General features: G+C 71.5%; 23 protein-coding genes. 7 read left to right on the plus strand and 16 right to left on the minus strand.

Translation table 11 applies throughout. From position 1 onward, the window contains the following. The first annotated feature begins 341 nt into the window (after positions 1–341). The 4 genes from ACWCPW_RS20520 (at position 342) to ACWCPW_RS20535 (ending at position 4441) form a co-directional block, all read left to right on the plus strand. A complete protein-coding gene (locus ACWCPW_RS20520; protein WP_449763004.1) occupies positions 342–2144 on the plus strand; it encodes a glycoside hydrolase family 13 protein in 1803 nt (600 codons plus the stop codon). A 29-nt stretch (positions 2145–2173) separates the two neighbouring features. Then, entirely contained in the window at positions 2174–2695 is a 522-nt protein-coding gene (locus ACWCPW_RS20525) for a DUF4232 domain-containing protein (protein WP_449763005.1), read from the plus strand. A gap of 133 nt (positions 2696–2828) precedes the next feature. Beyond that, complete coding sequence (locus ACWCPW_RS20530) at positions 2829–4022, plus strand: N(5)-(carboxyethyl)ornithine synthase (protein ID WP_449763006.1); 1194 nt, start codon at positions 2829–2831, stop codon at positions 4020–4022. A gap of 56 nt (positions 4023–4078) precedes the next feature. Continuing rightward, entirely contained in the window at positions 4079–4441 is a 363-nt protein-coding gene (locus ACWCPW_RS20535; RefSeq protein WP_449763007.1) for a hypothetical protein, read from the plus strand. Positions 4442–4509: 68 nt separating this feature from the next. On the opposite strand, the gene ACWCPW_RS20540 is transcribed toward ACWCPW_RS20535, so the two are convergent. From ACWCPW_RS20540 to ACWCPW_RS20575, 8 genes are all read right to left on the minus strand, one after another. After that, positions 4510–4980 carry a hypothetical protein gene (locus ACWCPW_RS20540; RefSeq protein WP_449763008.1) on the minus strand — a complete coding sequence of 157 codons (471 nt, stop codon included), beginning with the start codon at positions 4978–4980 and terminating at the stop codon, positions 4510–4512. 307 nt (positions 4981–5287) lie between these two features. Then, positions 5288–6547 (minus strand): MFS transporter, encoded by a 1260-nt coding sequence (locus ACWCPW_RS20545; protein WP_449763009.1) that lies wholly within the window; start codon positions 6545–6547, stop codon positions 5288–5290. Between the two features lie 204 nt (positions 6548–6751). Further along, positions 6752–7792: an N-acetylglucosamine kinase gene (locus tag ACWCPW_RS20550; RefSeq protein ID WP_449763010.1), complete on the minus strand. Its 1041-nt coding sequence runs from the start codon at positions 7790–7792 to the stop codon at positions 6752–6754. Next, positions 7780–9066: a 6-phospho-beta-glucosidase gene (locus tag ACWCPW_RS20555; protein ID WP_449763011.1), complete on the minus strand. Its 1287-nt coding sequence runs from the start codon at positions 9064–9066 to the stop codon at positions 7780–7782. Before ACWCPW_RS20555 ends, ACWCPW_RS20550 begins: the two co-directional genes overlap by 13 nt. Further along, complete coding sequence (locus ACWCPW_RS20560) at positions 9063–9968, minus strand: carbohydrate ABC transporter permease (protein ID WP_449763012.1); 906 nt, start codon at positions 9966–9968, stop codon at positions 9063–9065. Before ACWCPW_RS20560 ends, ACWCPW_RS20555 begins: the two co-directional genes overlap by 4 nt. A gap of 122 nt (positions 9969–10090) precedes the next feature. Beyond that, positions 10091–11056 (minus strand): carbohydrate ABC transporter permease, encoded by a 966-nt coding sequence (locus tag ACWCPW_RS20565; RefSeq protein WP_449763013.1) that lies wholly within the window; start codon positions 11054–11056, stop codon positions 10091–10093. Between the two features lie 4 nt (positions 11057–11060). After that, complete coding sequence (locus ACWCPW_RS20570; protein ID WP_449763028.1) at positions 11061–12344, minus strand: ABC transporter substrate-binding protein; 1284 nt, start codon at positions 12342–12344, stop codon at positions 11061–11063. Positions 12345–12702: 358 nt separating this feature from the next. Then, positions 12703–13914, minus strand: a complete 1212-nt coding sequence (locus tag ACWCPW_RS20575) for an ROK family protein (RefSeq protein WP_449763014.1) — start codon at positions 13912–13914, stop codon at positions 12703–12705. Positions 13915–14255: 341 nt separating this feature from the next. Between ACWCPW_RS20575 and ACWCPW_RS20580 the strand changes: the two genes are divergently transcribed. After that, on the plus strand, positions 14256–15689 hold the full coding sequence (locus ACWCPW_RS20580) for a sugar porter family MFS transporter (RefSeq protein ID WP_449763015.1): 1434 nt from the start codon (positions 14256–14258) through the stop codon (positions 15687–15689). Positions 15690–15785: 96 nt separating this feature from the next. Here ACWCPW_RS20580 and ACWCPW_RS20585 read toward each other — a convergent pair whose 3' ends face one another. Together ACWCPW_RS20585 and ACWCPW_RS20590 are read right to left on the minus strand one after the other, a co-directional pair. Next, positions 15786–17429, minus strand: coding sequence for an ABC transporter permease (locus ACWCPW_RS20585; RefSeq protein ID WP_449763016.1), 1644 nt, complete (start codon positions 17427–17429; stop codon positions 15786–15788). After that, positions 17426–18340 (minus strand): ABC transporter ATP-binding protein, encoded by a 915-nt coding sequence (locus ACWCPW_RS20590; protein ID WP_449763017.1) that lies wholly within the window; start codon positions 18338–18340, stop codon positions 17426–17428. Before ACWCPW_RS20590 ends, ACWCPW_RS20585 begins: the two co-directional genes overlap by 4 nt. 147 nt (positions 18341–18487) lie before the next feature. Here ACWCPW_RS20590 and ACWCPW_RS20595 point away from each other — a divergent pair, with 147 nt between their 5' ends. Continuing rightward, positions 18488–18964 (plus strand): GbsR/MarR family transcriptional regulator, encoded by a 477-nt coding sequence (locus ACWCPW_RS20595; RefSeq protein WP_449763018.1) that lies wholly within the window; start codon positions 18488–18490, stop codon positions 18962–18964. Between the two features lie 95 nt (positions 18965–19059). Here ACWCPW_RS20595 and ACWCPW_RS20600 read toward each other — a convergent pair whose 3' ends face one another. From ACWCPW_RS20600 to ACWCPW_RS20610, 3 genes are all read right to left on the minus strand, one after another. Beyond that, positions 19060–19755 carry an HNH endonuclease family protein gene (locus ACWCPW_RS20600; protein ID WP_449763019.1) on the minus strand — a complete coding sequence of 232 codons (696 nt, stop codon included), beginning with the start codon at positions 19753–19755 and terminating at the stop codon, positions 19060–19062. 276 nt (positions 19756–20031) lie between these two features. After that, entirely contained in the window at positions 20032–20832 is an 801-nt protein-coding gene (locus ACWCPW_RS20605; protein WP_449763020.1) for a helix-turn-helix domain-containing protein, read from the minus strand. Positions 20833–21140: 308 nt separating this feature from the next. Beyond that, positions 21141–21746, minus strand: coding sequence for a TetR/AcrR family transcriptional regulator (locus ACWCPW_RS20610; RefSeq protein WP_449763021.1), 606 nt, complete (start codon positions 21744–21746; stop codon positions 21141–21143). 144 nt (positions 21747–21890) lie between these two features. Here ACWCPW_RS20610 and ACWCPW_RS20615 point away from each other — a divergent pair, with 144 nt between their 5' ends. Next, positions 21891–22364 carry an SRPBCC family protein gene (locus ACWCPW_RS20615; protein ID WP_449763022.1) on the plus strand — a complete coding sequence of 158 codons (474 nt, stop codon included), beginning with the start codon at positions 21891–21893 and terminating at the stop codon, positions 22362–22364. Between the two features lie 176 nt (positions 22365–22540). Here the strand turns inward: ACWCPW_RS20615 and ACWCPW_RS20620 are convergent, their stop codons facing one another. From ACWCPW_RS20620 to ACWCPW_RS20630, 3 genes are all read right to left on the minus strand, one after another. Next, positions 22541–24010, minus strand: a complete 1470-nt coding sequence (locus ACWCPW_RS20620; protein WP_449763023.1) for a hypothetical protein — start codon at positions 24008–24010, stop codon at positions 22541–22543. Between the two features lie 172 nt (positions 24011–24182). Beyond that, a complete protein-coding gene (locus ACWCPW_RS20625; RefSeq protein ID WP_449763024.1) occupies positions 24183–24743 on the minus strand; it encodes a MepB family protein in 561 nt (186 codons plus the stop codon). 229 nt (positions 24744–24972) lie between these two features. Continuing rightward, the coding region (locus tag ACWCPW_RS20630) for a M28 family peptidase (protein ID WP_449763025.1) at positions 24973–26043 on the minus strand (1071 nt) is incomplete at its 5' end.

Genomic DNA, 26043 nt, shown 5'->3' on the forward strand with positions numbered 1-26043 from the left:
GCCGCCGGTGCCGGCCGCGCGGCCGGACCTGGTACGAGGACCGGTATCTGCCCGGAACGGTGATCTTTGCACCCGATCTTTTCGACGACATCGCCGCACACGCCGGGATGAGCGCGCGGAGCCCGAACCGGCACTTTCGCGAACAGACCGGCGCCAGGCCGCTGCAACGGCCGCACCGGGTCCGGTTCAGCCGGGCCCGGGGGCGAGTGCGGGACGGGCTCGGGACGGGCGGTGGTCGCGTGCCGGACCGGTGAGGCGGGGTGCGGTGGGGCAGGACAGACGTGGTGGCCTCGGTGGGCTTCGCCGGGGTGTGGGCGACGCGGAGGGGACGGGTACGAGGGATGGCACTCGACGGTTTGCGGGATTCGGACGACGCGTGGTGGAAGTCCGCGGTGGTGTACCAGATCTATCCGCGCAGCTTCGCCGACTCCAACGGCGACGGGATCGGGGACCTGGCCGGGATCACCGCGCGGCTCGACTATCTGATGGAGCTGGGCGTCGACGTGTTGTGGCTGTCGCCGGTCTACCCGTCGCCGCAGGACGACAACGGCTACGACATCAGCGACTACCGGGACATCGAACCGTTGTTCGGCTCACTGGCCGACTTCGACCGGTTGCTCGCGTCGGTGCACGAGCGCGGGATGCGGCTGGTGATGGACCTCGTGGTCAACCACACCTCCGACGAGCACCCGTGGTTCCGCGAGTCGCGCGAAGGGCCGAACAGCGCCAAGCGGGACTGGTACTGGTGGCGGCCGGCGCGCAAGGACGGGGGCGCGGCAGCGGCGGTGGGGTCCATATCGGCGGGTTCGGGGTCCGCGGGTTCGGCGTCGGCGGGTTCGGGGTCGGCGGGTTCGGAGTCTGCGGGCTCGGAGTCGGCGGCGCCGAACAACTGGGGGTCGTTCTTCTCCGGGTCGGCGTGGCAACACGATGTCGCGAGCGGGGAGTACTACCTGCACCTGTTCTCCCCCAAGCAGCCCGACCTCAACTGGGAGAACCCACAGGTCCGGCAGGCCGTGTACGCGCTGATGCGGTGGTGGTTGGACCGCGGCGTGGACGGTTTCCGGATGGACGTGATCAATCTGATCTCGAAGGATCCCGACCTTCCGGACGGCACGCTGCACGGCGACGGCCTCTACGGCGACGGCTCGCCGTACTACATCTGCGGTCCCCGGGTGCACGAGTACCTCCAGGAGATGCATCGCGAGGTCTTCGCCGGGCGACCCGAACGGCTGCTCACCGTGGGCGAGATGCCCGGTGTGACGCTGGAGCACGCCCGCCTGTTCACCGATCCGGCGCGCGGCGAGGTGGACATGGTCTTCCAATTCGAGCACGTGGGACTGGACTTCGGCCGCAGCAAGTTCGACGTGCGGCCGCTGCGGTTGACCGACCTCAAGGCCTCGCTGGGCCGCTGGCAGACCGGCCTCGCCGAGGTCGGCTGGAACAGCCTGTACTGGAACAACCACGACCAGCCGCGGATCGTCTCGCGGTTCGGCGACGACGGGCCCGAATACCGGGTGCGCTCGGCGACCATGCTGGGCACCGTGCTGCACCTGCACCGGGGCACGCCCTACGTCTACCAGGGCGAGGAACTGGGCATGACCAACGCGCCGTTCGCCTCGATCGAGGACGTGCACGACATCGAGGCGCTGGGCCACTACGCGCAGGCCGTCCGGGCGGGCGAGGACCCGGCGCGGGTCCTGGACGGGCTGCGCGCGCGGGGACGGGACAACGCGCGTACGCCGATGCAGTGGGACGCGTCCGAGCACGCCGGATTCACCACCGGCACGCCGTGGCTGCCGGTCAACCCCAACCACGGCACGATCAACGCGGCGGCGGCGGTCGCCGATCCGGATTCGGTGTACCACCACTACCGCCGGTTGATCGCCCTCAGGCACAGCGAACCGGCGGTCGTACACGGCGACTTCACGATGCTGCTGGCCGACGACGAGCGGCTGTACGCGTTCACCCGCCGGTATCGCGACACCACGCTCCTGCTGCTCGCCAACTTCACCGGCGAGGCGGTTCCGGTGCCGGCCGACCTGGCGGCGGAATGGGCGGACGTGCCGCTCGTCCTGGGGAACGCGGGGCCGATCGACGCGACGGTGCTCCGGCCGTGGGAGGCACGCGTACATCGGCGTGTGTAGCCAACCATCACGGTGGATACACAGAGTGTATGAGAACCATCGCATCTGTCACCACAATCGCCCTGGCGTCGTCCGTCCTGGTCGCCGGCGGGGCCTCGACGGCAGGCGCCGAGGGGAGCGTCCTCGCGCTCGCCCGCGCGTGCGCCGAGGACTCGCTCGCCTACGACGCGCAAGCCCTGCCGCCGATCGCGAGCAGTGTCGTACTCGTCACGGTCACCAACGTCGGCGGTTCGGCCTGCACGATCGACCGCTTCCCGACGGTGACCTTCGCCGGTCTGGACGGCTCCGCGCGGCCGGTTCCGCCGGTGTCGAGCGGGGAGCGGCGGCTCGACGCCGACGGGCGGTTGTACGCGGCCCTGCGCACCGACGACCGCGGCGGCTCGGCGCGCTACGTGCCGAGCCTGACCGTCTCGGCCGATCCGGCCTACGTCGGCAGCACCTTCACCGCGAGCGAGATCGGCGCTCCCGCACCCGGGATCGCGGTCTCGGACCCGATCACCACGCTGTGGCAGGACACCGCGGACGAGGCGGTGAACGCGCTGCCCGGCTGAACGCGGGGTGTGGAGCGGCGTGCCCCGAGTGCGAGGGACGGGGTGCGCGGGCCGCGCGGGACGGGGTGCGCGGGGCGGCTCGGGGCCGGGGTCGGCCCGAGGGCGGATACTTGGGGTCTACCTAAGGAATCTCATGATTCGCAGGACCCGCATGACCATCGGCATTCTCGGCTCCTCACTCAAGGAGAACGAGCACCGGCTACCGGTTCACCCGCTGCACTTCGAGCGGATCGCCCCGGACGTGCGCGAGAACCTGTTCCTGGAGGAGGGGTACGGCGAGCGCTTCGGCGTCGCCGACGGTGAACTGGTTCGGCACGTGGCCGGGTTGCTGCCGCGTAAGCGGCTGCTCGCCGAGAGCGACGTGGTGCTGTTGCCCAAGCCGACCCACGAGGATGTCGCCGCGTTGCGCGACGGCCAGGTGCTGTGGGGTTGGCCGCACTGTGTGCAGGATCCGACGATGACCCAGTTGGGGATCGATCGCAGACTGACGATGATCGCGTGGGAGGAGATGAATCACTGGACCGCGGCAGGCGCGTTCAGTGTTCATGTGTTCCACAAGAACAACGAACTGGCCGGCTACTGCTCGGTGTTGCACGCGCTCGCGCTCGGTGGCGCGACCGGCAGCTACGGTCGGCGGATGCGTGCGGCGGTGCTCAGCTTCGGCGCGACCGCGCGTGGCGCGGTGATAGCCCTGGAGGCGATGGGTGTTTCGGATGTGACGGTGTTGACGGCGCGGGACGCGGTGGCGGTCGCTTCGCCGATGCCCTCGGTCGTGATGGGCCACTTCCAGCCCGGCGAGGACGACTCGTCACGGTTGGACGCGCTCACCGAGGACGGGCCGGTGCCGCTGGGCAGCCACCTCGCCGGCTACGACATCGTGGTGAACTGCGTCCGGCAGGACACCGACGCGCCGTTGACGTTCGTACTGGACCGGGATCTGCCGGAGTATCGGCCGGGTTCGTTCTTCGTCGACGTCTCGTGCGACGAGGGGATGGGCTTCGAATGGGCCCGCCCGACCACCTTCGAGGAACCGATGTTCACGGTCGGGGACAACTGCCACTACTACGCGGTCGACCACAGCCCGTCCTACCTGTGGGACTCCGCGACCTGGGAGATCAGTGAGGCCCTCGTCCCCTATCTCGGCACGGTGATGGACGGCCCGGCCGCGTGGGACGCGGACCCGACCATCGCGAACGCGATCGAGATCCGCGACGGCGTGATCCGGAATCCGAAGATCCTCAGCTTCCAGGGCCGTTCCGCCGCGTACCCCCACCTTGTGGGGACGGAGGCGGCGACGGCGGCGGCGAACGTGCGGGCGGGAGGGTAAGGGGGCGGATGCGGATTCGAGTGCTGCGACGTGCGGATGCCGAGCCGAGGCGGGTCGTGTTCACGTCCGAGATCGGCGACGGGATCGGTTATTGGAACGTCGGGCGCTCCTTTCCGCACCGGTTGCCGATGCCGGGGGAGTGGTACGACGTCGAGGTCGATGCGCCGGACGACGTCGTGGACTGGACGCGCGTGCCGGTGGGGGCGCCGGCGCCCACCGGGTTCTCGCCGGTGGGCGACGGGATGGCGGTGTCCGGCGTGCTGGAGCGGGTCGGCGGATCTGATCCGCGCGGGGTCGTGATGCGGCTGGGCCCCGGGATCATCACGATCGACGTGGCCCGGGGAGTCGAGGACCTGTCGGTGGGCGACGTGATCCGCTTCGAGACGCCTTGGCTCGAACTCTGGCCGTACGTGTTGTGAGCACACCCGGCGAAGGCCCTCGCACCTGCTCGGTACGAGGGCCTTCGCCGGGTGGTGCTGCTGCTCGTTTACTTGTTGTCGTTCCAGTTGGGGCCGTGGGAGCCGCCGGGGCCGGTGCGGCTACGGGGGTGGTCGGCGGGATCGGCGGACCAGGTGGCTGTGGTTTGGTCGGCTGCCCGGGGTTCGTGGCCGGTGTGCTCGGCATGGGCTTCGGCCTGCGCGGCGCGCTCACGGGCCTGGGCGGCTTCCTCGCGGGCGGCGGCGGATTGGCGTTCGAGGGCGGCGCGGTCGAGGGCGCGCCGTTCGCGGTTGCGGCGAGCCCGGCTCATCCGCGCCTTGCCGCCCATCATGAGCAGACCGAGGCAGAAGATCAGGCCGAGCGCCAGGCCGGCGCAGAAGATCGCCAGCGAGTTGAGCGTGACCATGTCGGTGTCGAAGATGCTCACCGTGTACTCGGGCCCGCCCGACGTGTTGTAGGCGATCAGCAGAGCCGCGAACGCTCCGGCGCACGCGGCGAGCAGCAGTCCCAAAAGGAACATGGCTTCATCCTTGTCCAGAGGTCGATGATCGTCCCCCGCAAAAGCCGCCTACCCGCTCACCCCCACCTCACACGAACCCGGAGACGTCCCGGTCGCGCGGTCGCGCGAGCGCGCGGGCGTACGGGGTGTGACGGGGCAGGTCGGCGCGTAGGCGCGCGGGGCGCGGGGCGCGGGGGAGTGGCGCGGGGTGCGGGGCCAGGGGCGCCCGCCCGTCTTGCAGGGGCGCCTCGCCACCTGTGCGGGCCGCCCGCCGGCTCGCCGCCTCGTGCGTTCCCGGCCCGCTGCTCGTCGTCTGTGGGCTCGTCGCTCAGGCTCGGGTGTGGGTGGTTTTGTGGAGTAGGGGGATCGAGGTGACCAGGAGGATCGGGAGGAGGAGGAAGGCGACGCGGACCGGCATGAGGTCGGTGGCGAGGCCGAGGAGGAAGGGGGCGCCGCCGGCGGCGAGGGTGGTGGCTACGGCCAGGCGGGAGACGGCGAGGTCGGTTCGGCCGGCGGCGGCGCGGATCGCGGCGGCGGTGGCCAGCGGGAATTGCACGGACATGCCCAGGCCGGAGATGAAGAGGCCGACGTAGGCGAGCCAGGGGACCGTGGCCGACCAAAACAGCGCGAAGCCGACCAGGTTCACCGCGACGGCGCCGCCGTACAGCCGATCCAGCGCGACCCGCAGCGCGAGCCGGCCGCCGACCAGGCGGCCCAGGCACAGGCCGGCCACCACGGCGGTCATCGCGGTGGCGGCCGCGCTCTCGGACATCCCGGTGCGATCGCGCAGCAGTGTGGAGGCCCAGAGGGAGAGGGAGAATTCGACCGCCACCGAGCACACCGTCAACAGCCACGCCCACCAGTAGGCCGTGGGCAGCGACTCGCGTGACTCGCGTGACTCACGTGACTCACGTGACTCACGTGACTCACGCGACTCGGGTGACTCTTCCGGCTCGGACGGTCCACCCGATCCGCCCGTGACCGCCGGAGGCGTCGGCTTCGGGCGGGGCAGGTCCGGGATCGGGGTGCGGGCGAAGGTCAGCGCCAGGGCGCCGAAGAGGGCCGGGACCACGATCATGGCCCAGCGCCATCCCGCACCGGAGGAGTCCAGCACGCCGATCAGGAGGGGCGCGGCCATCCCGACGCCGGCCGCGAGGCCGTTCGCCTCGCTCAGCGCGCTCGGCCCGGCGATCGGACCATGATGGTCGGCGAGCGCCGTGCCGGCGACGTTGACCACCAGGAACGCGCCGAAGCCGCACAGCAGGGCCGCGCTCAGCGACACCGCCGGCGTGCCCGCCGCGCAGTACGCCAGCACACCCGCGCTCAGCAACACACAGCCCGCCCACAACGTGCGCCCGCGCCCGAACCGGCGCATCGGCCGATCGCCCAGCAGCGCGATCAACACGCCCGCCGCCGCGTACGCCGTACTGTGCAGCGCCGCCACCGCGTTGCTTACGCCCAGGTCGTCGCCGAGCAGCGTGACCGAGGGGCCGAAGCAGTACAGGAAGTAGCCGAACGCGGCCATGTGCAGGTACAGCAGCCACGTCGCGCGGTCGCGGGTGAAGCCCGATATCGAGCCGTCGATCACGCGAAATCGCCCACTGTCGTCCTCGTCCGCATCCTGTGGGCCCCGTCGCGGATCGTCCCGCCCCGCCGGGATCGTATGCGACCGACGCGCACACGCGCGGTATTGGGCGCGCTACCCCGGTCGAGCGGGGGTCGACCGCCCGCGACCACCCGCGACCACCGACACCCCCCGCCCACCCGGGACCGACCTCGGCTCAGCCCCCGCTCAGGCCGACGTCCGCGTCCACCGCGTGCGCAACAGGCGCTCCGCCTCGCCCCCCGGGTCGGCCGGCGCCCGGCCGTCCGAGCGCAGCCGATCCAGGCCCAACAGGGCCGCCCCCACCACCGGCGGATCGACCGCGACCCGCAACACCGCCCGCGGCGCGGAACGCAGGATCAGCCGCTCGACCGCCGCCATCAACAGCGGCGGCCGGGCCGCGAGGACCCCGCCGCCCAGCACGACGTCGGTCTCCTCCGCGAGCAGATCCAGCCGCCGCAGCGCGATCACCGCCATCATCGAGATCTCCCCGGCCTGGCGCTCGACCACCTCGCCCGCCACCGCGTCCCCGGCCTCGGCGATCCGGAACAACAACGGGACCAGTTCGTGCAACCGTTCCCCGGACAGCTCGCCCAGGTGCACAGCCTCGGCCACCGCGGTCGCCGACGCCAGACCGAAGTGGTCGGCCGTCGCGCCCGCCAAGGCGGTTGCCGGACCCCGTCCGTCCTCGGCCCGGACCGACGACCACATCACCTCCTCCATCAGGCCCAGCCCGCCGCCCCAGTCGCCGGTCATCCGCCCCAGCGACGGGAAGCGCGCGGTCCGGCCGTCCGGCAACAGACCGACGCAGTTGATCCCGGCCCCGCACACCACCGCGACCCCGCGCGGGGTGTCGGTGCCCGAACGCAGCACCGCGAACGTGTCGTTGCCGACGGTGACCGTACGGGCCCAGCCGCGATCCTCGAACTCCTTGCGCAGCCGCTGCTCCTCCACCGGCAGGTCGATGTTGGCCAGGTAGGCCGCGATGTGCTCCACCGGCCCGACCCCCGCGGCCGTTCGCAACACGTCCTCGACCAGCGCGGCGACGCGCTCGACCGCCACGTCCTGGCCGAGTTGGTACGGCGCGTACCCCGCACCCCGGCCCCGCCCCCACACCCGACCGTCCGCGTCGACCACCGCGACGTCGGTCTTGGAGTTGCCCGCGTCGATCGCGAGCACGGCTGGGACCGATGCGCGGGAATCGGTCCCGCCCTCCGTCACCGGGCCCACGGCAGGTGCTCCTTGCCCGCCGCCAACAAACGGTCGGTGAGCGCCTCGGCGATGTCGTACTGCCCGACCAGCGGATGGGCGAGCAGCGCGGTGACCACCCGATCGCGTCCACCGCGCAGCGCCGCGTCCAGCGCCAGCTCCTCGTACGCGGCCACGTGCGCGATCAGCCCGGAGTGCAGCGGCCCCAGCGGCGCCACCGGGAGCGGCGTCGCGCCGCTCGCGTCGACGAGGGACGGTACCTCGATCACCGCGTCGTCCGGCAGAAACGGCAACGTGCCGTTGTTGCGCACGTCGGCGACCTGGATCCGGTCGCCCTCGTCGGTGCTCGTGCCCAGCAGCGCGGCCACCAGCGCCACCGCCGCCTCCGAGTAGTAGGCCCCGCCCCGGTTCTCCAGCAGCGCGGGCTTGGAGTCCAGCGTCGGATCCTTGTACAGCTCCAGCAACTCCCGCTCGATCGCCGCCACTTGCTGCGCCCTCGACGCGGTGTGCCGCTGCTGGGAGACCACCGCGTCGTGCGCGTAGAAGTAGCGCAGGTAGTACGACGGCACGGTGCCCTGCGCGCGCAGCAGCTCCACCGGCAGCTCGATGTCCGCGGCGATCGCCGGGCCGTGCTCGGCGAGCAGCGTCGGGAGCAGGTCCGGACCCGGCTCGCCCGACCCGTCCAGGACGTGCAATCCGCGTTCCCAGGTCAGGTGGTTGAGCCCGACGTGGTCCAGCCGCACCCGGTTCGGCGCCACGTCGAGCATCGCGGCGAAGCGCCGCTGGAAGCCGATCGCGACGTTGCACAGCCCCACCGCGCGGTGACCCGCGTCCAGCAGGGCGCGGGTGACGATGCCCACCGGGTTGGTGAAGTCGACGATCCACGCCTTCGGCGCGGCGCGGCGCACCCGTTCGGCCGCGTCCAGCACCACCGGTACCGTGCGCAGGGCCTTGGCCAGGCCACCCGCGCCGGTGGTCTCCTGTCCCACGCAGCCGCAGTCCAGCGGCCACTCCTCGTCCTGCGCGCGGGCCTCCTGACCGCCCACCCGGAGCTGGAAGAGCACCGCGTCGCAGTCCTCGACCTCCGCGTCCAGGTCGTCGGTCAACACCACCCGGGCCGGGTGTCCGTACCGGGCCAGGATGCGGCGCACCACCGCGCCGACCGGCTCGAGTCGTTCGATCACCGGATCCACGAGCACGAGCTCGTCGACCGGCAAGGTTCCGCTCAACCGGCCCAATCCGTCGGCCAGTTCGGGCGTATACGTGGACCCTCCGCCCACCACCGCGAGCTTCAACCCTTTACTCCCGTCAAAGTCACGCCCTCGATGAACGCCTTCTGGGCGAAGAAGAACACGAGGATCACCGGCGCCATCACGAGGAGCGTGGCGGCCATCATGAGATTCCAATTGACCTGATGTGCGCCCTTGAACGACTCCAGGCCGTAGGACAGGGTCCACGCGCCCGGATTCTCGGACGCGTACACCTGTGGACCGAAGTAGTCGTTCCAGCAGTAGAAGAACTGGAACAGCGCGACCGCCGCGATGGCCGGCCGGATCATCGGCACCACGATCGAGATCAGGATGCGCAGTTCGCCGCACCCGTCCACCCGGGCCGCGTCCAGGTATTCGGACGGGATGGTGAGCAGGAACTGGCGCAGCAGGAAGATGGTGAACGCGTCGCCGAAGGCCATCGGGATGATCAGCGGCCACAACGTCCCGCTCAGGTGCATCTGCTTGGCCCAGAAGATGTACATCGGGATGACGATCACCTGCGGCGGCAACATCATCGACGAGATCACCAGCATCAGCGCCACGCCCCGGAAGCGGAACCGGAACTTCGCCAGCGCGTAGGCCACCGGCAGGCTGGAGACCACGGTGAACAGGGTGCCGAGTCCGGCGTACATCAGCGTGTTGCGCCACCACGTGCCGAAGCCCGGGGTCTCCAGCACCTTCTTGTAGTTGCCCCACTCCCACGAGGTGGGCCACAGGTCGCTGGTCAGCGCCTGCTTGTTGCTCATCACCGAGGTCAGGAACAGGAACACGAACGGCAGGACGAAGAACAGTACGGCGGTGACGGCGAGCGTGTGCACGCCGATCCAGGTCAGTACGCGCTTGCGCCGTCGTGGGCGCGGCGGCGTCCGGGCGGGCGCGAGCGCGGGCTTGATGCCGGCGGCCTCGGCCGTGACGGTCTGGGCCATGGATCCGATCCCTTCTGGGCACGGTGGATCGTCGAACTCGGGGTACCGGTCCGGGAGTCCCGTGGCCGGTGAGGGGAGCGGACGCGGTCCGGCCGCACGCTCGGTCGTCGTCCCGCAGCCCGTCAGTCGTCGTCGAGCAGGCCCGAGCGACGGCGCAGCAGCAGGAAGGTGAACGCCATCGCGATCACGAACAGGAGCAGCGAGATCACACACGCGGCACCCGTGTTGAAGGTGGAGAAGCCTTCCTCGTAGACCAGTTGCGGCAGGGTCAGCGTGGTGCCCTGCGGGTAGCCCGGTTCGAAGGACTGGCCGGAGTTGCCGATGATGCCGCTGGCGACCTTCCCGGCCACCATCGCCTGCGTGTAGTACTGCATCGTCTGGATCACGCCGGTGACCACGGCGAACAGCACCACCGGGGTGATCGCCGGCCAGGTCACATAGCGGAAGCGCTGCCACGGCCCGACGCCGTCCAACTCGGCCGCCTCGTACTGCTCGCGCGGTACGTCCAGCAGCGACGCGGTGAAGATCACCAGCAGGTCGCCGATGCCCCACAGGGCGAGCAGGGTCAGCGCCGGCTTGGACCAGTCCGGGTCGTTGAACCAACCCGGCTGCGGCATACCGACGTTGCCGAGCAGGTGGTTGACCGGTCCGGTGCCGGGGTTGAGCAGGAACGCGAAGCCGATCGTGGCGGCCACCGGCGGGGCCAGGTAGGGCAGGTAGGACAGCGTGCGGAAGAGCCCGCCGCCGCGCTTGAGCCGGATCGCCAACATGCCCAGGCTCAGGCCGAAGATCACCCGCAGGGTGACCATCACCGCCACCAGCCACAGCGTGTTGCGCAACGCCTGCCACAGCGGCGGGTAGTCGTTGAGCACGTAGTTCCAGTTGCGCATGCCCACCCAGACCGGCGCGTTGATCAGGTCGTAGCGGGTGAACGAGTAGTACACGGTCGCGCCGAGCGGATACGCGAAGAAGACCGAGAAGCCGATCAGCCACGGGGACAGGAACGCGAGCGTGCGCAGGTTCCGCCGGCGGCGCTGCCTACGCAGCGCCGCCGGGACCTTCGCCGCCGCGGGGGCGGTCGTGGTCATCGGATCACTTGACCTGGGCCACGTCGGTGTCGATCTGCTTGTCCAGATCGGCCAGGCTCTTGGTCAGGTCACCACCCTGGCCGGCCTCCCACTTGTAGGCGTACTCGGACAGGGTGACCTGGTACTTGCCGCCGTTGGGGCTGGCCGGCGTGGTGTTGCTGGCGGGGTGCTTGAAGGCGTCGATGAACGGCTTGAAGTGCTCGTCGTTGGCCAGCGGCGACGCGGCCAGCGCGGCGTTGGTGCTGGGCACGTTGTGGATCGCCTGCGAGAACGCGTTCAGCGCCTCGGTGTCGGTGGTCACGAACTTGACGAACTCCCAAGCGGCGGCCTGGTGGTGGCTGGACTTGGCGATGCCGATGGTGGTTCCGGTGAGGTAGCTGCGGCCGTACTTGTCGGCCTGGTCGTCCGGGACCGGGAACGGCGCGGTGCCGTAGTTCAGCTTCGGCGCGTCCTGGGCGATCATCGCGGTGCGCCACTCGCCGTCCATGGTCATCGCGAGCTTGCCGCTCATGAACGGGTTCTCCGCGGAGAACTCCTCACCGAACGTGGTGCGGAACTTCTCCAGCTTGTCGAACCCGCCCTGGCTCTCCACGAATTGCTTCTGCCAGTTGAAGAACTGCGGGACGACCGGGTCCTTGGACAGGTTCGACTTGCCGTCGGGCGTCTGGTACGTCGGGCCGAACTGGGCCAGCGTGTGCGCGGCGGAGAACTCGTAGGCGTGGAAGGTCGGCACGAAGCCGGCCACCTTGAACGTCCCGTCTCCGTTGAACTGGTTGAGCTTCTTGGCCGTCTCGGTCAGCTCGGTGAACGTCTTCGGCGGCTGGGTGATGCCCGCGGCGGCGAACATGTCCTTGTTGTAGTACAGGCCGTAGGCGTCGGCGAGCAGCGGCAACGCGCAGCGCTTGCCCTGGAATTGGGTGTAGTCCAGCACCGGCTTGGGGAAGGTCGAGGCCACATCGATGCCGGACTTGGCCAGCCACGGCGCCAGATCGGTCCACGAGCCCGACGTACAGAACTGGCCGACGTTGTCGGTGGTGAACGAGGAGACCACGTCCGGGCCCTTGCCGGAGCGGATGCCCTGGGTGATCTTGTCGTCGGTGACGTTGGAGACGATCTTGACCTTGATGTTGGGGTGCTTCACGTTGAACTTGGCGACCAGGTCCTCGACCGCCTTGGTCTCGCTCTCGGCGCTCCAGCCGTGCCAGAAGGTGATGGTGACCTTCTTGTCGGGCGCCTCGTTCGCACCGGTTCCCGAGCCGCCGTCGTCGCCGGCGCACGCGGAGGCCATCAGGGCGAGCGTGGCGGCACACGCGAGGGTCGTGATGGAACGACGAAGCCGTGGGAGTCTGTGCACTGGGTCCTCCTCCGGAGATGGCTGCGGCGCGGCCGGGACGAGCGGCGCCGGGGGCCTTGCGGTGGTACGGCGGAGCCTGGGCTGCTGCGAAGAGCCCTGTCGTGCGAGCGTGTTGCGGTCGATCCGTGGTGCCGGTGGAGTCGGCGACGTCGAAGGTGCCGACGATGCCGGTGGTACGGGTGGGGGACCGAGGGCCGAGGCGGGGGCCTGGGCATCGGTCGGTACACGCGCGTGCGGAGGCGACGGTCCGGTCGTGTGGTGCCGTGCGGTGCTGCGGTGGTGCGTGGGTGCGTCAGGTCGTGGTGAAGACGACGTCACGCGCGACGTCGAGCGCCGCGTGTACGGCGCCGGTGAGGACGGGGTTGGCGGGTACGTCGCCGAGCACGACGCGCGGGCGCGGGATCGCGAGGCGGTGCAGCTCGCCCACCACGCGCGAGCGCAACGCCTCGCCGCCGGCCATCGGGATGGCCCCCGACAACACGACGAGCCCCGGATCGAGCACCGAGACGATCACCGCGAGGCCCACCGCGAGCCGGTTGGCCAACTCGTCGAGGAAGGCTTCACCGCGCGAGTCGGTGGCGCGCACCGCTCGGGCGACCGCCTGCGGCGCGGTGCGGCTGCCCACCCCGTAGGCGCGGGCCAGGGACAACACCGCGGGCGCGCCCGCGAGTTGCTGGAAGCCGCCGGTGTTGCGGCGGCTGACGTCGTGCGGCAGCGGGGCGCCGGGCATCGGCATGTAGCCGACCTCGCCCGCGCCACCGGTGGAACCCCGGTGCAGTCGGCCGCCGAGCACGATCGCGCACCCGATGCCCTCGTCGACCCACAGCAGGACGAAGTCGCCGCCGTCGCGCGCGGATCCGTCCCGCTGTTCGGCGAGGGCGGCCAGGTTGACGTCGTTCTCCACGTCCACGGTCAGGCCGAGTTCCTCGCGGATGGCGTCCAGTACGCCGGGGGTGTGCCAGCCCGCGAGGTGCCGGCCGTAGCGGAACTGTTCGGTGGTCGGGTCGAACGCGCCGGGGATGCCGATCACCACGTGGGCGAGATCGGCGAGATCGAGGCCGGCGGGCCTGGCCGCGGCGCGTACCGCGTCCCGGATCCGGCCGGGGGTGTCCGCCGCCTCGCGGCGTGGCGTGGGCAGTTCGTGCTCACCGACCACCCGTCCGGCCAGGTCGGCGATGGCCACCCGGATCCGGGCGGGCGTGACGTCCAGGCCCGCGATGTGTCCCGCCGCGGGGTTGATCTCGTACAGCTGGGCGCCCGGTCCGCGGCCACCCTCGGTGGTACCGACCCCGACGACCAGGCCGGCCGCCTCCAGGCGGGAGAGCAGCTGTGAGGCGGTCGGCTTCGACAAGCCCGTCATCGAGCCGATCTGGCCCCGGGACAGCCGCCCGTGCCGCAAGAGGAGTTCGAGCGCGGCCCGGTCGTTGATGGCCCGCAAGAGGCTCGGCCGCCCGGCCTGCTCCCGCCCGGACGCTCCCGCGCCGCGCTCGGTGCTTCCGGCCATGAGCGGTTCTCCCTCTCGCCACTGTTAGGAAACCTTCCTAAGAGTTGTAGAGGAAATTAGGCCCGCCCTCTCGGCACTGTCAAGGGTGTCCGGCAAGGTCGTTACCGGACCGCGTCCACCCGTTCGGCGGACCGGGCCGGCGGACGGCGACAGGCGCGGGTGCGCGGGTGGACGCCGGCCGCACCGCCATCCGCGCCGCCGACCGCGCGGCATCCGGGCGCACCGCATGGTTAGGCGGGTGATCTCGGGCAACTCTCAGAGTCCGGCGACTTCTCCGAAGCAGCGCACCGCACACACCGCGCCGGGTTCGGGACGAGGTGCACAGACCGCGGGAGGCGGCGTTGGCCGGCAGCACAGCGACGACCGGGCAGTCGAGCGGGGGCTCCTACTCGGAGCACCTCGGCCACGTCATCTTCATCACCGCCGCCGCCGCGATGGGCGGGTTCCTCTTCGGCTACGACAGCTCGGTGATCAACGGCGCGGTCGAGGGCATCCGCGGCAAGTTCGAGCCCGGATCCAGCCTGCTCGCCCAAGTGGTCGCCGCCGCGCTGGTGGGCTGTGCGATCGGGGCCGCGGTCGCCGGCCGGATCGCCGACCGGATCGGCCGGATCCGGGTGATGCAGATCGCCGCCGTGCTGTTCGCGGTCAGCGCGGTGGGCTCCGCGCTGCCGTTCGCGCTGTGGGACCTGGCGATGTGGCGGGTGCTCGGCGGGACGGCGATCGGGATGGCGTCGGTGATCGGCCCGGCGTACATCGCCGAGGTCGCGCCGCCCGCCTACCGCGGTCGGCTCGGTTCGTTCCAGCAGGCCGCGATCGTCACCGGCATCGCGGTCTCGCAACTGGTCAACTGGGGCATCCTCAACCTCGCCGACGGCGATCAGCGCGGCGAGCTGATCTTCGGCCTGGAGGCGTGGCAGGTGATGCTGGGCGTGATGGTGCTGCCCGCCGTGCTGTACGGCGTGTTCACCTTCACCATCCCCGAGTCGCCGCGCTTCCTGCTCTCGGTCGGACGCGTGGATCAGGCCAGGAAGGTGCTGGCCGAGGTGGAGAGCGACGACGTCGACCTGGATGCGCGCGTCGCGGAGATCACCGAGGCGATGCGCCGCGAGCACAAGTCCACCTTCAAGGACCTGCTGGGCGGCGGCGGGTTCCTGTTCCTGCCGATCGTGTGGGTCGGCATCGGGCTGTCGGTGTTCCAGCAACTGGTCGGCATCAACGTGATCTTCTACTACTCGGCGTCGTTGTGGCAGTCGGTGGGGATCGACCCGAACAGCTCGTTCCTGTACTCGTTCACCACGTCGATCATCAACATCATCGGCACGATGATCGCGATCTCCCTGGTCGACCGGGTGGGCCGCAAACCGCTCGCGCTGGTCGGCTCGGCCGGCATGGCGATCTCGCTCGGCCTGGTCGCGTGGGCGTTCTCGGCGCGGACCGGCCACGGCAAGAACATCAAGCTCCCGGACACCGAAGGCACCGTCGCGCTGATCGCGGCCCACTCGTTCGTGCTGTTCTTCGCGCTGTCGTGGGGCGTGGTGGTGTGGGTCTTCCTGGGCGAGATGTTCCCGAACCGGATCCGCGCCGCGGCCCTGGGCGTGGCCGCTTCCGCGCAGTGGATCGCCAACTGGGTGATCACCGTGTCGTTCCCGACGTTGTCGGACTGGAACCTGTCGGCGACGTACGTGATGTACGCGTGCTTCGCGGTCCTGTCCATCCCGTTCGTGCTCAAGTTCGTCCCGGAGACGAAGGGCAAGACGCTGGAGGAGATGGGCTGAGCCCGGCGCCGGCGGCCGGGACCGCGCAGCGGATCGGGTTCCCGACGCGCGCCCGCGCCCGGGACCTGCGGATCGGGTTCCCGACGCGAACGGGCCTCAGCCCAGGTCGCGGCGGCGCAGTGCGGCCACGCCCGCGGCGGGCAGTGCGAGCGCGACGGCGAGCAGCCACAGGTACGGCGTCGCCGTGACGTCGGCGCCGGGCAGATTGGGCAGGTGGCCGAAGGGCGACACGGCCAAGACCGCCTGGGGCAGTTTCAGCGCGGGGCCGAGCCAGCCGAGCGCGATCACCACGCCGACCGCGCCCCACACCGCCGGGGCGAGCCGGGGCAGTGCGCCGACGACCAGGACGGCGAGCCCGGTCATCGCCCACACGGCAGGCGCCTGGGCCAGCGCGGCGAGCACGAGGCGGGGCACCTGGCCGGATACGTCGCCGATGGTGATCCCGTACGACAGGCCCATCGCGACACCGCCCGCGGCCAGTACCGGCAGCGGGCCGAGGTACGCGATCACCAGGTGCCCGCCCGCCCAGCGCGCTCGGCCGACCGCGTTCGCCAGCAGTGGTTCGGCCCGACCACTGGTCTCCTCGTCGCGCAGGCGCAGCACGGCGCCGGCGGTGAACACCACGCAGACCAGGCCGAGCATGTCGACCAGCGTGGACAGGAACGCGTCGGTCAGCGCGACATGGCCGCCCATGCGTTGGATCAGGTCGCGGGTCCCGTCGTTGTCGCCGACCAGGTCCTGAGCGCCGTCGGCGATGCCGCCGAACACCGCGCCGGCGAGGGCGAAGCCGACCGCCCAGGCGAGCAGGGTGCCGCGTTGCAGCCGCCAGGCCAGGCCGTACGCCCCGGCCAACGACGCGGGCGCGTGCGCCGGGCCCGGTCGCGGCGGCACGAAACCCGCGCCCAGGTCGCGTCGGCCGGCGAGAGTGTAGGCGAGCGCGACGCAGCCGAGCGTGAGGGCGAGCGGAAGGGCCAGCACCCACCAGCGGTCGCCGGCGAACGGCCGGACGTTCTCGGCCCAGCCCAGTGGTGAGACCCACACCAGCGGATGGGTGCCGGACGTGGCCGCGTCCCGGGCCGCGTCGCCCGAGGCGCGCAGGACGAACGCCGCGCCCAGGACGGCGCCCGCGATGCCCTTCGCGAGTCGGGCGTTCTCGGTGAGCTGCGCGGCGACCGCGGCGACGGCGGCGAACACCAGCCCGGACAGCGCCACGGCGGCGCCGAACGCGAGGGAGCCGGCGGCCGGTTGGCCCGCGCCCAGCAGGATCGCCGAACACAGCGCCAGGAGCAGCGCGTTGGCCAGCGCGGCGGTGGTCAGGGCCGAGGTGAGCGGTGCCCGTCGGCCCACCATCGCGGAGGACAGCGCCTCCTGACGGCCCGTCTCCTCCTCCTCGCGGGTGTGCCGGATCACGATGAGCAGGCTCATCAGGCCGGCGAGGAGCGCGGTGTACCCACCGATCCGCCACGTGGTGAGGGCTCCGTACGAGTCGTCGAAGACCGTTCCGTACAGGGCGCGCAGCGAGCCGTTGGCGCTCATGTCGTGGGCCAGTTCGGCGCGTTCGGCGGCGGTGCCGTACAGGTCCTCCAGCGAGCGCTCCACGGCGGCGACCGCGGTGGCCAGGGCCAGGGCCCAGACCGGGAGCAGCACCCGGTCCCGGCGCACCGCGAGCCGGATCAGGGTGCCGGTGCCGGCCAGCCGGCGGGCCGGGCCGAGGGCGGGCGCGAGGTCGGCGCCGGTCATCGGGACACCGCCACGGGCTCGGGAGCCTCCTGGTCGCGGTAGTGGCGCAGGAACAGCTCCTCCAGGGTGGGCGGGCTGCTGGTCAGGCCGCGTACGCCGATCTCGGCGAGCCGGCGCAGCACCGCGTCCAGGTGCTCGTTGTCCACCTGGAGGGCCACCCGGCCGTCGGCCGCCGCCAGATCGTGCACGCCCGGGAGTTCGGCCAGATCCTCCGCCGGGCCGCGCACGTCGGCACGCACGGTGGTCCGGCTCAGGTGCCGCAGGTCGGTCAGTGAACCGGACTCGACGGTACGCCCGTTGCGGATGATGCTGACCCGATCGCAGAGCGCCTCGACCTCGGCCAGGATGTGGCTGGACAGCAGGACCGTACGACCGCGCTCGCGTTCTTCCAGGACGCAGTCCCGGAACACCTCCTCCATCAGCGGGTCCAGGCCGGAGGTGGGCTCGTCCAGGATGAGCAGGTCCACGTCGGACGCGAACGCGGCGACCAGGGCCACCTTCTGCCGGTTGCCCTTGGAGTAGGTGCGGCCCTTCTTGGTCGGGTCGAGCTCGAACCGGGCCAGCAGGTCGGCGCGCCGGGTCGGGTCCAGGCCGCCGCGCAGCCGGCCGTACAGGTCGATCACCTCGCCGCCGCTGAGGTTGCGCCACAGCGTGACGTCGCCGGGTACGTAGGCGACCCTGCGGTGCAGGGCGACGGCGTCGCGCCACGGGTCGCCGCCGAGGAGGGTGACGTCGCCTCGGTCGGCGCGGATGAGGCCGAGCAGGACCCGGATGGTGGTGGACTTCCCGGCACCGTTGGGACCGAGGAAGCCGTGCACCTCACCGGTGGTGACACGCAGGTCGAGGCCGTCGAGGGCGTGGGTTCGGCCGAAGGACTTGTGCAGACCGGAGACGTTGATCGCCGTGTTCATGTTTCAGAACATACGCTTCTTTCAGGAAGTTGTGAAGTTTGAAGAATTCGAGAATCATGGACGATGGTGGGACTGCGGCGGGCCGGGTCCGAGGCCGATCCGAGGCCGGTCCGAGGCGCGTGGGAAGCGGATCGGAAGGTGACGCGAATGCGGGACGATGGGCCGGTGCGGGACGAGGCCGAGGTGACGCGGTACATCGAACGCTTCGCGAGCGAGTTGGCCGACGCCGGCATGCAGCGGATGGCCGCGCGCGTGTTCGCGGCGCTGCTCGCGGCCGACTCGGCGAGCATGACGTCGGCCGAGCTGGCCGACGCGCTGCGGATCAGTCCGGCCGCCGTGTCGTCGGCGATCGCCTACCTGTCCCAGGTCCGGATGGTGCACCGCGAGCGCGAGCCCGGCTCCCGGCGGGACCGCTACCGGCTGCACGACGAACTCTGGTACGAGACCTACGGCGAGCGGGACAAGTTGTTGTCCCGCTTCGAGGTCGTCCTGCGCGAGGGGGCGCGGTCCCTGGGCCCGGATACGCCGGCGGGCCTTCGAGCCCAGGAATCAGCGGACTTCTTCGCCTTCCTGCAGGAGGAGTTCGCGGGGGTCATGGAACGGTGGCGCAACCGGGAGCGGTAGGTGGCGGGCCGGCGGGCGGGCGAGGCGCCTTCAGCCCGGTCGGCGTTCGAGGCCGAGCGGTCCGCAGGCCGGCTCGGCCGGCCCGCCTGACGGCCTCACCGCGTCCCGGGCGTGATCGGCACGTTGGGACACTGCGCGGCCAGCCTCTGGAGCGTCGCGAGTTCGGTGGTGTCGACGGCCAGGTCGTACTTGGTCTTCACGGTCACCCAGTCGGTCAGGTACATACACCGCGCGCCCTCGTACGGCGGCAGCCACGTGCCCGGGTCCTGATCGGCCTTCGAACGGTTGTACTTGGCCGTCACCGCGACCAGGGCCCGAGGCTGGTCGAGGTCGTTGGCGTACTGCTCGCGTAGCAGCGGCGTCCACGCGGACGCGCCCGAGTCCCACGCCTCCGCGAGCGGCACCATGTGGTCGATGTCCAGACCGGCCGCGCCGTCGACGTAGGCGTCCTCGTAGTACGAGTACCAACGGCCGCCCGTGAGCGCGCACTTGGCGCCGATCTCGGGCGGGGTGACGGCTTCGTCGAGCAGTACTTCGGCGCGTGTCGTGCATCCGTCCTTGTCCGCGTCGACCCAGTGCCGGAACGCGGCCCGGTCGTAGCCGGAACGGTCCTCGTCGGCCACCCGCAGGTCCGCGATCGCGTCCCGGAGCGGGATACGCGCGGCGGCCTCGGTCGTGCCGGTGCTCTCCGCAGGCCCGACCGGTGCCGCGACCGCGCCCGTCGTGGGGGCGCACAGCAGCGCGCCCACGCTCGTCGCCGTCACCAACAGTGCGGCCGTCCGTCGTCCCATCGTGATTCCCGTGTGCATCATCGCGTCGCCCCAGAGTCGCCGTGACAGGTCCGCTCGTGTTGTAGCGACTCCTGTTGTAGCGATCGGGCGGCCCACGGCCGGCAACGGCGCGGTTGCACCACTCGAAAGAGTGGTCCCGGGCGAGGCATTCGCCGGCGGACCGTCGTGGTGGGCGGGGATCGGCCTTGGTACTCGCGCCGTCGCGCGGCGGCGCGGGATCGCCGCGGTCGTGGCCACCACGCAAGCCCGCTCGGGTCGTGGGGTCAGGCGCCGAACTCAGCCGGTGTCCGACGGCGTGTTCGGGGCCGGCGACCCCGGGCGCGTGGTCGGCCACGCGACGTCGTCGACGGTCAGAAACGGCTCGTCGGTCACGGTCGTCGGGGTCAGTCCGGTGAACGCCGCGACATCCCGATGCAGGTGGGACTGATCGGTGTAGCCGCCGTCGGCCGCGACTCGGGCCGCGCTGTCGCCCGCGACCAGGCGGTGGACGGCATGGTCGAAGCGGACCAGTGTCGCGGCACGCTTGGGCGGCATGCCGACCTGCGACTGGAACCGGGCCCACAGGCGCTTGCGGCTCCAACCCAGTTCGGCCGCGAGTCGGTCGATCCGGACCCGGCCACGGCCGGCCACGATCCGGTGCCAGGCCCAGGCCACTTCCGGATCCACCCGCGACCGCGCCTCGTACCGGCGGGCGAGCAGCGCCTCCGTCAACGCGAAACGGCCTTCCCACGACGGGGCTTCGGCCAGTTGCTCGCGAACTCGTGAGACCTCCCGGCCCCACAGGTCCGCCAAGGGCACCAGTGTGCCCTCCAGGTCGGCCGGGCCGACGTCCAACACCGTGCGCGCCAGCAGCGGAGACAGGCGGACCTGCACACACGCCACGCGTTCGCCCCACGCCCGGGCCATGCCCCCGCAACCGAACCCGGGCCCGGCGACGACACTTCCCCGATACCGCCGCCCGGCGCCGTCGTCCACGATGGACGGTGCCGCCCCGAACTCCAGTACCAGCATCACGGCCGGGTGCGGGACCACCCGCAAACCACCCGCGAGCGGGCCGGCGACGCTGAACCCGGCCATGTCGACACCCGCCGGCCGGCCGGCCCGCCTTGGGCGTGCCACGTCCCACGCGGCCGGAACCTCACGCACACCCGAGGAAGACCGCATCGCCCCATGCTACGCACAGCCGGGGGCGGAGCATTCTGCAGTCCACCGGCAGGGGCACGGCACTGGACCGGCTCGGCGTCGCGCACGCCATCGTCGTCGGGCGTTCCAGCGGCGGCGGCCGCACCGGCACCGCCCGCGCCGAACGCCCCCGACGCGATCTCCGCGCCGGCGCGCCGAGGGCTCGCGGCTCGGTCTTCGGTCGGGGGGAGGGTGCGGTTGGACTATCGGGGGGTCGTGTGGGGTTTGGTGCCGTTGAGGATGATGTCGATCGTGGTGGTTACGAAGTGGTGGTCGAGGGGGAGTCGGCGGAAGACGAGGTGCAGCCAGGCGGCGCCGGCGATGAGGTCCATGAGGAGCATCGGGTCGGTGTCGGGGTCGAGTTCGCCGCGGGCGATGGCGCGTTCGAAGAGGGGTTGTTCGCGGGTCAGGCGGTCGGCGAAGAACTCGCGGGTGTGGTCGGCCAGTTCGGGGCTTTGGGTTACCGCGCCGAGGGTTGCGACGGCGATGTCGGACGTCGGTGGCGTGGTGAGCAGCGCGACGATGCCGTTCATCAGGGCGATCAGGTCGCCGCGGAGGCCGCCGGTGTCGGGTAGGGGGAAGTCGAGCCGACCCGTGCCGGTGAGTGCTGCGCCGAGGAGGGCGCCCTTGGACGGCCACCAGCGGTAGATCGTGGTCTTGTTGACGCCGGAGCGGTCGGCGACGCCTTCGATGGTCAAGCCCTCGTAGCCCTTGGTGGCGAGCAGGTCCAGCGTGGCGTCGAAGATCTCCTGGGACCTGCGCGGACCTCCGGTGCGGGTGGCCGTCGTGCGCTGCTCGTTGCCGTTCATGGCACGAGACTAACATCGAAATGCAACGCGACGATGCGTTGCATTTGGTGTTAGCGTGACCCGCATGAAGCCTCACGAGTGCACACCGCCCGCCGCCGTCCCGGACGTCCACCCCGACGGACCCGCCCCGGGGCGGGTGGACCGATGACCGGGCAGCGCACCTGGGACGTCGAGGAAGCCTTGGCCGTCGCGCTCGCACCGGACGCCGCGTACGCCGTCGTCGCGGACGTCCGGCGGATGAAGGACTGGAGCCCGGAGGTGATCCGGGTCTGGACGCGGGGGCGCCGCTTCGTCGGCGTCAACCGCAAGGGGCCGTGGGTCTGGTTCACCACGTGCCGGGTCGTGATCGCGGATCCCGGCCGGGAATTCGCGTTCGACGTCTCCTCGTTCGGCCTGCCGATCGCGCGCTGGGGCTATCGCTTCGAGGCGGTGGCGGGCGGGACACTGATCACCGAGTACTGGAGCGACCAGCGGCGCACCGGATGGCGCCGCCGGGTCGCCGAGCTGCTCGGGCTGGTCTTCACCGGGACGCCGCCCGCGCAACGCGCCGCCCGCAACCGCGCGGGCATGCGCACGACACTGGTACGGCTCCGCGCCGCGTGCGGAGGAGCCCCCTGACCCCCATCACCGTGAGCCCGCGCGGGGCGCCCCTGGCCCCTGTGCGGCCCGTCGGGCCCAAGGGCGCGGGTGGCTGCCGGGGTTGGGCCTCGACCGCGGCCCGGTCCGGTGGCAGTCGCGGCGCCATGAGGTTTCTCGCGCCTCGCCCCCGACGCGGGGGCGAGGCCGGCGGAGGGTCAGGGAATCGGCTTGGGCGGGAAGGCCCAGATGCGGTCGCGCGTGGCGACGACGCCGTGGCCGCCGGATGACACCTGGGGGATCAGTTCGCCCGCCGGACCCGAGGCGGCGAGGATCGACTTGTCCTTGGCCGCCACGACGACGACCTCGCTGATCGTCCGGCGGTCGGACATCGACGTGGAGCTGCCGGCCGCCGCGTACAGCGCGCCGTTGACGAGCTGACGAGGCGCCACCGGCCGTTCGCTCGCGGCCTGTTGCCACCGGATCCGACCCGTCGCGAGCTCCCAGGCGAGGGTGTGCGGGCCGCCGTTGTCCCGGTTGGCGAGATACAGCACGGAGCGGTCGGGCGCGACCAGGTATTCCAGGGACGCGCTTTCGACGCGCGGGGCCGGGTCGGGGGTGGTCGACCGGCCGGTCGCCGGGTCGTACAGGCCGATCAGCATCCGGCCGCGGCCCATCACGACGCCGTCGGTCTTCTCGTTCGTGTACCAGCCGAGCAGGAGCCGATCGCCCACCGGGCCCAGCATGACGGCGCGTTCCTGGTAGCCCTTGGCCTGTTCGGTGGTCGGGGTGCCCTCGGGCGCCTTGATCGTGGCGGTGGTCCAGCGCCGTTGCCCGGTCGCGGCGTCGGTCGCCACGAGCTGCCGGACGTCGGTCGCCGGGTCGTGTTCGGTGGTGAACACCGTGCCCAGCGCGAATACTTCCCGGCCCTCGCCGCCCGGCGTGGGGACCGCGTCGCAGCCGCGGACGCGATTGCCGTCGCAGGTCGCCGCGGGCGGTCCGAAGTCCGGGGCGTCGGCGGCGCGTACCCAGACGTGCTCCTTGCCGTCCGGCCCCGTCCCGCTGCGGACGACCCAGCCGTCCGAGACCTTCTCCTCGTACCGGTAGTCCGGGGACTTGGTGAGGTCGACGCCGGCCAGTTGCCGGCCCCGCTCGTCGAAGGCGGTGACGAACAGCGCCGCGCGTTCGGCGGTGAGGCCGGACGCGGGGACGGTGCGTTCGTCGCGGACGACCAGGGCCGGGGCGCCGCGCCAGGTCTCGACCGAGGCCCGACCCACCACCTCCGGCTCGGCACGCACCGCGCCGGTCGCCGCGTCGCGGAAGGTCGCCCGATAGCGCCCGGCCCCGTTCGGCGCCGTGGACTGCTCGTGCAGGACGACGACGGCGGAGCCGACGGTGAGCGCAACGTCCGGTGGCGAACCGAGTCCTCCGCCGCGTTCGCCGGCCGCACGCGGGATCGACCAGGCCGGTTGGTCGGCCAGGCCCGGCAGCGCGACTCCGGTCCACGGCGGTCCGCCCGCCGGCTCGTCACCCTTGCCGCCACCGGGCGCCCGGGGCCCGTCGGTGGCGGTACCCGGCTTGTCGCGCAGCAGGCTGCCGCCGTCCCCGTCGTCCCGGCAACCGGCCAGCAACAGAAGCAGGGCGCCGGACGCGGCTGCCACCCTGCCGATCCTCCACATCGTCAGCATGCGTATCTCCGTTCGAGCACCGAGGGATCATAGGAGATCACCACAGACGCACGCGCGCCGATTCGCGCGTTGTGGACAACCGCCGGACCCTCCTCGCCCGCCGCACCCGACTCCCGCCGCTCCCCAGCCGAACCCGTCGAACCCGCGACCCGCCTCTCGGCGGACGGCCCGGTCAGCGCGGTGCGTGTGGCCGTGGGTGATACAGCGCCCGGCAGCGGTCCGGGTCAGGCAGGGCGTCCGCCGGGATCGCCAGGAAGTGCTCGAGTTGCCAGGTTCGGGTCCGGTCGGCCTGGCGGTTGGTCGTCGTCACCCACGGCGGGTAGACGCGGAACGCACGTTTGCCGCCGGTTCCGTGTGCGGACAGGATGCCCCGGTCCCGCAGGACGGCCTTGGGGAAGACGAACTGGCCGAAGTGGTCGCCCTGGCGGGTGCCGACCACGACCAACTCGACCGGGTCCTCGGCGGCCAGGGGCTCGATCGGGCCGGCCGCCGAGCGCCGCCACAGCGTGACGAACTGGCCGACCTTGGTCGGCGTGGTCTTGGCGACCCGGAAGCGGACCTCGGCGCCGTCGACGGTGAATACGTGGGCGCCGTACTCGGCGCTCTCCGGCTCGGGCAGCGGCGCCGAGCACACGAACCCGTTCGGGTCGAAGACCAGGGCCTTCGTCGCGACGAGGTCGGCGGGCAACGAGCCGTCCACCGGCCAGGGGCAATCATCCGGATTCGGGCGCATCACACCATCCTGTCATCGCCCGCCGGCGCGGGCCGCGGCGGGCCGAACGGTGCGCCCCCGGCCGGTGTGCCGCCCGTCGGGGTGATGCCCGTCAGGGGTGATGCCCGGGCGGCGTGCGACCGAACGACGTGCCGCCCGGACGGTGTGATGCCCGAACGGTGTGATGCCCGGCAGGCCGAACCGCGGCCTACCGGGCATCACAAACGGGGAAGATCAGGTGCGGACTCGCTCAGCAGGCGCCGAGGTCGACCCACACTCCCCACTGCCCGGTGGTCCCGGGGACCTCACCCTGGGTCCACCACTTGGCACGGTAGGTGTGGCCGTTGTACGAGACCACGCTGCCGTTGGTGTAGACCGTGTTCGCGTTCCACGCGGGCGCGGTGCAGCCACCGGGGCCGTTGCCGACGGTCAGCGTGTACGTGGTCGAGTGCACGACCGAGCCGGTGCCGGTGATGGTGATCGGGTAGGTGCCGGGGGTGGTGCCGGCCGCGACCGTGATGGTCACGGTGGCGGAGGAACCGGACTGCACGGACGTCGGGTTGATGGTCACACCCACGCCGTTCGGGGCCCCGCTCGAGGTGAGGGACACGGTCTGCGCCGTGCCGCTCGTGGTGGCCGTGTTCACCGTCGTGGTGCCCTGGCTGCCGACCTGGATGGTGCCGGCGGCCGGGACGGCCGTGATGGAGAAGTCGGGCCCGGGCGTGGTGCCGCCGACCGCCGTCTTCCAGATCGCGTAGGCGATTCCGTCGGCGTTGCGGTTGAGCACCGTGGCGTCCACGTTGGCGGTGGTGTCACACGCGGAGTGGTAGCAGGAGTCGTACGCGGCTCCGGCCTGGCCGCCCCACTTCGTGGCCTGCGCCGAGGTCTTGGTGGCGCTGGCGCCGGCCGCGTAGCCGGAGGTGGGGATGCCGCCCTGCTGGAAGGAGTAGTCGTCGGAGCGGCCCTGGCCCTCGACGTTCTCCTCGGGACGCAGGTTCAGCGTGTCCCAGTACGCCTTGAGCGGTGCGGCGGTGGTGGAGTTGATGTTGTTGATGAAGTAGCCGGCGTTGCGCGAGCCGACCATGTCGAAGTTGTAATAGCCCTTGATCGCGCTGCGCTGGCCGGCGCTGAGTTGGCTGACGTAGAACTGCGAGCCCTGCAGGCCCTGTTCCTCGCCCGCCCACCAGCCGAAGCGCACGTGCTTGGTGAGGCTGGGGTTGGCCTGGGCGAGTGCGAGGGCGTTCTCCAGGAGGGTGGCGGAGCCGGAGCCGTTGTCGTTGATGCCGGGTCCGGCGGAGACGCCGTCCAGGTGGGCGCCGAA

This window comes from Embleya sp. NPDC001921 (assembly GCF_053594475.1).